Origin of the sequence: Microbacterium sp. (assembly GCF_011620715.1) — a bacterium.
Taxonomy (GTDB): domain Bacteria; phylum Actinomycetota; class Actinomycetes; order Actinomycetales; family Microbacteriaceae; genus Microbacterium.
Genome location: NZ_WOYP01000011.1, coordinates 1 through 5637 on the forward strand (window position 1 = coordinate 1; position 5637 = coordinate 5637).

6 protein-coding genes are annotated in these 5637 nt (G+C 69.0%); 3 read left to right on the top strand and 3 right to left on the bottom strand.

The window, feature by feature from the left end; genetic code table 11:
* Window positions 1–851 (bottom strand): TerC family protein (locus QZV84_RS01425; RefSeq protein WP_292824230.1); only part of this gene is annotated, 851 nt, incomplete at its 3' end.
* Between the two features lie 91 nt (window positions 852–942).
* Between QZV84_RS01425 and QZV84_RS01430 the strand changes: the two genes are divergently transcribed.
* From QZV84_RS01430 to QZV84_RS01440, 3 genes are all read left to right on the top strand, one after another.
* Entirely contained in the window at window positions 943–2235 is a 1293-nt protein-coding gene (locus QZV84_RS01430) for a SufS family cysteine desulfurase (protein ID WP_292824245.1), read from the top strand.
* A complete protein-coding gene (gene sufU / locus QZV84_RS01435; protein WP_292824233.1) occupies window positions 2232–2687 on the top strand; it encodes a Fe-S cluster assembly sulfur transfer protein SufU in 456 nt (151 codons plus the stop codon). The genes QZV84_RS01430 and sufU overlap by 4 nt, the downstream gene beginning before the upstream one ends.
* A gap of 335 nt (window positions 2688–3022) precedes the next feature.
* On the top strand, window positions 3023–3988 hold the full coding sequence (locus tag QZV84_RS01440; RefSeq protein WP_292824236.1) for a hypothetical protein: 966 nt from the start codon (window positions 3023–3025) through the stop codon (window positions 3986–3988).
* Between the two features lie 225 nt (window positions 3989–4213).
* Here the strand turns inward: QZV84_RS01440 and QZV84_RS01445 are convergent, their stop codons facing one another.
* A complete protein-coding gene (locus QZV84_RS01445; protein ID WP_292824239.1) occupies window positions 4214–5194 on the bottom strand; it encodes an SRPBCC family protein in 981 nt (326 codons plus the stop codon).
* A gap of 27 nt (window positions 5195–5221) precedes the next feature.
* Window positions 5222–5590, bottom strand: coding sequence for a metalloregulator ArsR/SmtB family transcription factor (locus QZV84_RS01450; RefSeq protein WP_292824242.1), 369 nt, complete (start codon window positions 5588–5590; stop codon window positions 5222–5224).
* Between the last annotated feature and the right edge of the window lie 47 nt (window positions 5591–5637).

Here is a 5637-nt window from a genome sequence, read left to right on the forward strand (position 1 = left end):
GGCTTGCGCGAGAGACCGACGGATCCGGCATCCGGCCCCTTCGACAGCGCCGCGGCCACCGCGACCGATTCGTCGACATCGGGGTACTGCGGGCGCAGCTGCACCGCGTGCTGGCGCTTCTGCTCACGCTTGGCCTTGCGGGCGGCGTAGATGAGGTTGAGCGCCTCGACCAGGATCGCGAACGCCATCGGCGCGTAGATGAGCGCCTTGTCGATCTTGACGCCGAAGCCCTCCGCGATCAGGAAGACGCCGATCAGCAGCAGGAACGACAAGGCCAGCATCTTGACCGTGGGGTGCTTGTTGACGAACGTGAAGATGAACCGCGATGCGAACAGCATGATGCCGAATGACAGCACCACGACCGTGATGATGACGAGGAGGTTCTCGGTCATGCCGACTGCGGTGATGACCGAGTCGAGCGAGAAGACGATGTCCAGCAACAGGATCTGAGCGATCACCGAGGCGAACGTGACCTGGGCGACCTTCTTGCCCGAGCCGTGATCCTCTTCGGCGCCCTCGAGCTTGTGGTGGATCTCGGTCACCGCCTTGTAGACGAGGAAGAGCCCACCCGCGATGAGGATGAAGTCCTTCCACGAGAACCCCATGCCGAACCAGACGACGACGTCCTCCTTCAGCGTGATGATCCACCCCGCGAAGATGACCAGCACCACGCGGATGAGCATCGCGAGCGTCAGTCCCAGGTTGCGGGCCCTCGCCTGCTGCTCCTTCGGGAGCTTGCTGGCGAGGATCGAGATGAAGATGACGTTGTCGACGCCCAGCACGATCTCGAGGACGAACAGCGTGAGGAAGACCGCGATGAGGTCGGGAGTGAAGGCTAAGGAGAAGTCCACTCCTCGATCGTAGGTGGGCGAACGCGCCCGTGGCCGGACCAGCCCGGCTTCCGGCCCGGCGGCGTAGCCTAGAAGGGTGAGCTTCTTGCCTCTGACCTCGATCGCGCTCGACCCGAGCGCCCTGCGCGGCGATTTCCCGATCCTGAGCCGCTCGGTCGACGGCCGACCGCTCGTCTACCTGGACTCAGCCGCGACCAGCCAGAAGCCGCGCTCGGTGATCGACGCCGAAGTCGCCTTCCTCACGAACGAGAACGCCGCCGCGCACCGCGGGGCGCACACCCTCGCCGCCGAGGCCACTGAGCTGTTCGAAGACGCCCGCGCGACCGTCGCCGCCTTCGTGGGTGCCGAGCCCGAGCAGCTCGTCTGGACGAGCGGGGCGACCGCGGGCCTCAACCTGGTCGCCTACGCGATCGGCAATGCGACGCTCGGGCGCGGGGCCCCCGCGAGCGCGCGCTTCGCCCTTGCGCCGGGCGACGAGATCGTCGTCACCGAGATCGAGCATCATGCCAACCTCGTCCCCTGGCAGGAGCTTGCGGCCCGCACAGGCGCGACCCTGCGCCACATTCCGGTGCACGACGACGGCCGACTGGATCTGGATGCCGCAGCATCCGTCATCGGCGAGCGCACGCGAGTCGTCGCCTTCACGCACGTCTCGAACGTGCTGGGCATCGTGAATCCGGTCGCCGACCTCGTCGCCCTCGCCCGCAGCGTCGGTGCGCTGACCGTGCTCGACGCGTGCCAGTCCGCCCCGCACCTGCCGCTCGACCTGCCCATTCTCGGCGTCGACCTCGCGGTCTTCTCCGGTCACAAGATGCTCGGCCCGTACGGGATCGGCGGCCTGTACGGCCGAACCGACGTGCTCGAGGCGCTGCCGCCGTTCCTCACCGGCGGGTCGATGATCACGAGGGTCACACTTGACCGCAGCGAGTATCTGCCTCCGCCGCAGCGGTTCGAGGCCGGCACTCAGCCGGTCTCGCAGGCGATCGCCCTCGCGGCTGCCGTGCGCTATCTCGACGGGGTGGGGATGGAGGCCGTGCACGCGCACGAGCGGGCGCTCGGGGAGCGACTGATCGACGGTCTGCGCGAGATCGAGGGCGTCCGGCTGCTCGGTGACCCTTCGACAGCATCGGGGCAGGCGGTCGAGCGGGTCGGCCTCGCGGCCTTCGACCTCGACGGCGTGCACGCGCACGACGTCGGGCAGTTCCTCGACTCCCGCGGCATCGCGGTGCGCGTCGGCCACCACTGCGCCGCACCGCTGCACGCACGCTTCGGTCTGACCGCCTCGGTCCGTGCCTCGACGGCCCTGTACAACACGATCGACGAGGTCGATGTGTTCCTCGACGCGCTCTCGCAGGTGCGCCCGTTCTTCGGGGTCTCCGCATGAGTGGGCTCGAGTCGCTGTACCAGGAGCTGATCCTCGAGCATTCGAAGCGCCCGGTGGGCAAGGGAATCCTCCCCGCCGAGGGTCCTGCCACCGCCTCCCACCAGCGCAACCCGATCTGCGGCGATGAGATCACCGTCCAGGTGCGGATGAACCCCGACGACACCGTCCGCGACCTCACGTGGGACGGCGCAGGCTGCTCGATCTCGCAGGCATCCGCGTCGATGCTGGCCGTGCTGGTCGAGGACCGCGAGGGCGGGATGCCGCGCGCCGAGGCGACCGCCTTGATCGACGGCTTCCGCACGGCGCTGCGCTCTCGCGGCACGATCCTCATCGACGAGGAGACGTATGGGGATGCCGAGGCCCTGAGCGGTGTCTCGAAGTACACCGCCCGGGTCAAGTGCGCGATGCTCGCGTGGGTCGCGTTCGAGGACGCCCTGAACCGCGCCTCCTGAAGCGCGCCCGCGCTTCCCGGGTCGCTTCGCTGCACCTTGCCGAGGCGACGCAGCACGAGCGCTCCTCTTTCCTGCGAGCGCTGCGTCGCGCGACGGCGCGCTCGCAGGAATCTGCAGCGGAAGACGGACGCCGAAGCCCCTGCATGCCGACCCCGCGCGGGCAGACCCCGCGCGGGTTGACCCCACGCGACGCCGACCCCACGCTTGCTGACCCCACGCGACGCCGCAGACTCATGCGCTGCCGATTCCTCCCCCGTTGCCTGCGCGGCCGCACTGTCCACCGACAACTGATGCGCTCGGGAGCGGCGCCGCTCGGGCGGCCAGGCTGTTGCTCCATGTGGAAGCTCGAGGCCCCGTTGAGCACCGTTTTCCGTCGACGCGAGAACGACGGCGAACCTGTGAACGATCGTCGCCTTCGGGCGGCGATCGCCGGTGGGCGCATCACCCGGATCACCCGCGGCGTGTACGTCGACGCTCCGGGATGGCGGCGGTTGAAGCCGCAAGCGCGGCACGCCCAGCTCGTCTGGGAGGCGGCCGCCCGCACCGGGTCATCGCTCACCTTCTCGCACTGGGCCGCCGCCGCACTGCACGGCATCGACATCCTGGGTCCGTGGCCCTCCGACATCGACGTCACGATCGGCGCCACGACCGGCGGCCGCTCCGGCGGCACGTTCCGCCGTCACGCGTGTCGGCATGAGGAGGAGGTCGAGACAGAGCCGTGGGGACGCCACCGCATCACGACCGCCCTGCAGACCGCGGTCGACCTCACGGCATCGATGCGTTTCGTCGAAGCAGTGGCGGTCGCCGACCAGGCGCTCTGGCAACGGCGGGAGGGCGGAGCGCTCGTGAGCACGAAAGCGCTCGTCGATGCCGCACACAGTCGAACCGGACGTGGTTCCGCGCGCGCGGCGCGCGCGGCAGATTTCGCCGAGCCGCTTTCGGACAGTGTGCGCGAGTCCCACAGCCGCGTGCTCATCCACGTGATGGGATTTCCGCCGCCGGAGCTTCAGGCGCGCTTCACGCTTTCGAACGGACGCAGCGCCTTCACGGACTTCTTCTGGCGCGAGCACCGCCACATCGGTGAGTTCGACGGCGTCGGCAAGTACCGGGATCCGGAACTGCTCCGCGGACGCACTGCCGAGGAGGTGCTACTGGCCGAGAAGGATCGGGAGGACGAGCTTCGTCGACAGGTATCCCGCTTCTCACGCTGGCGCGTGCCGGCCCTCGACCAACCGAGACTCCTGTTCGACATCCTGAACGCCGCCGGCCTGCCGACGACGCGGCCCCGTCCCGGCCGGTGAGCGCGGCATCCCTCGCCGCCGACTCGACCGGGTCGAGCGCGGGCGTTTCCTGCGAGCGCTGCGTCGCGCGACCGCGCGCTCGCAGGAAACTGGCGCGCTCGCAGGAACTGCAGCGCTCGCAGGAAACTGCAGCGGTCAATGGGCGCCGGCCAGGCGTGCGCCTCGCGCACGAGAGGGCAACGCCCGACGGATGCCCCAACCCCCGGCCCCGACGTGCCAGCCGGGTCAGACTGCCGCGAGCACGGACTCCATCCGGGCGTAGCTGGCCTCCATGCCGTCGGTCATGCCGGTCGCGAGCACCATGTCCCGCGTCTGGCTGTCGGGGTACTCGATCAGCAGCGTGATGAGCGTGGCGCCGTCCTCTTCGTAGAGGTTGAGGTCGTTGAGCGTCGACGGGAAGTCGGTTCCCGTCATGTGCTCGGTCGTCACGACCCGGCGGGGCGCATCGATGAGCAGCGTCTCACCGTCGAACCCGAAGCGCTCTCCCTCGGTGTCGCCGACCGGCTCCCACACGTGCTGATAGCGCCCCCCCACGGTGGAGTCGACCTCGCACACCGCGAGTCGCCAGCCGTCGGGACCGAGCAGCCACTTCTTCATCAGCTCGGGCTCGTGGTGCGCGCGCCAGACGAGGTCGATCGGACCGTCGATCAGCCGCGTGATGCGTACGTGCGTGTCGTCGAGGATCTCGGTCTGCGTGCCGTTGCCTCCGGCATACGCACGCAGGCCCTCCAGCACACGGTCGAGCTGATCGAGCGCCATCGTCGAGCCCTCCACCGCGCCCATCGCGACGACCTGCTCGAGGGCCTCGGCGGAGTCGAAGCTCGTCGTGTTCGTGAGCCTCGCCCCCGACGCGGTCTCTTCGAACTCGAAGACCACGCGAGACGTAGGCATCTCGCTCAGCACGCGGCCCTCGGCATCCGAGAAAGAGTCCAGCACGGTGAACGAGCGCGGTCCGTCGATCACGAGGAACTCCCACACCCCGTGGTACTGCTCGCCGCGCGGGCTCGTCATGTGGTACCTCGCCCGGCCGCCGGGCGCGAGTTCGAATTCTGTGAAGGTCGCGGGGTAGCCCGGGGGCCCCCAGAAGCGCTCGAGCTGGCGCGGGTCGGTGAAGGCCTCCCACAGTCGCTGTGGCGACGCCGCGAACTCGGCGGTGAGCGTCATGGTGAGGGCTTCGGGATCAGTGGTGACATCGGTGACGGGCATCGTCGGTTCTCCTGTCGTTCGTCGTTCTCAGTGGGGTGCGGGATCGGTGGATGCCGCGTCGGGTTCTTCGGCCAGGAGCGCATCGAGCCGGTCGATGCGGCCGCGCCAGAGCTCTTCGTAGCGCGCGAGCAGGGCGCGGGCGCGGGCGATCATGGCCGGATCCGCCCGAACGAGTCGCTCCCGGCCCTCGGCGCGCTTGATGATGAGGCCGGCGGCCTCGAGCACGGCGACGTGCTTCTGCACCGCGGCGAACGACATCTCGTAGTCGCGGGCGAGCGCCGACACCGAGTGCTCGCCCTCGATCGTGCGGCGAAGGATGTCGCGGCGGGTAGCCGCGGCGAGCGCGTGGAAGACACGATCGACCTGATCATCACTGAGCTCCGCTTGTACAACCATTTGGTTGTACATTACGCCGGCTGCCCGATCATGTCAACCCTCACCAT